Source organism: Pseudarthrobacter sp. 10T415, from assembly GCF_056394175.1.
This window is the reverse complement of record NZ_JBFTHJ010000076.1, coordinates 1-424: the sequence shown is the minus strand read 5'-3', so window position 1 is coordinate 424 and position 424 is coordinate 1. Positions and strand designations below refer to the sequence as shown.

Here is a 424-nt window from a genome sequence, read left to right as displayed (position 1 = left end):
CGGCGGTGTCCTACTCTCCCACACCCTCCCGGGTGCAGTACCATCGGCGCTGTGGGTCTTAGCTTCCGGGTTCGGAATGGGACCGGGCGTTTCCCCCACGCTATGACCGCCGTAACCCTTCTACCCGTCACCAACCCCGTGGGGGTGGTRTGGGAAATTTGTGGTTACAACATTCCTGCCCTGGGGCAGGTGTGTGGTGTTGTATTCARTTGTGGTTTGGTTCCGYCAACAAAGGGTTGTTGGTTGGGAACCACATAGTGGACGCAAGCAGAGTTTGTATTTATCTGTGTGGTGTAAGTTGTTGGCCTATTAGTACCGGTCAGCTTCACGAGTCGTTAGTCCTCGCTTCCACATCCGGCCTATCAACCCAGTGGTCTGGCTGGGGGCCTCTCACACATAAATGTGTATGGAAATCTCATCTCGA

Annotated in this window: 2 rRNA genes; both read right to left on the bottom strand. The window is 54.9% G+C overall.

The window, feature by feature from the left end:
- Nucleotides 1-114, bottom strand: a 5S ribosomal RNA gene (gene rrf, locus AC1DBN_RS21530); the annotation flags it as partial.
- Nucleotides 115-288: 174 nt separating this feature from the next.
- Nucleotides 289-424: ribosomal RNA gene (locus AC1DBN_RS21525) — 23S ribosomal RNA — on the bottom strand; the annotation flags it as partial.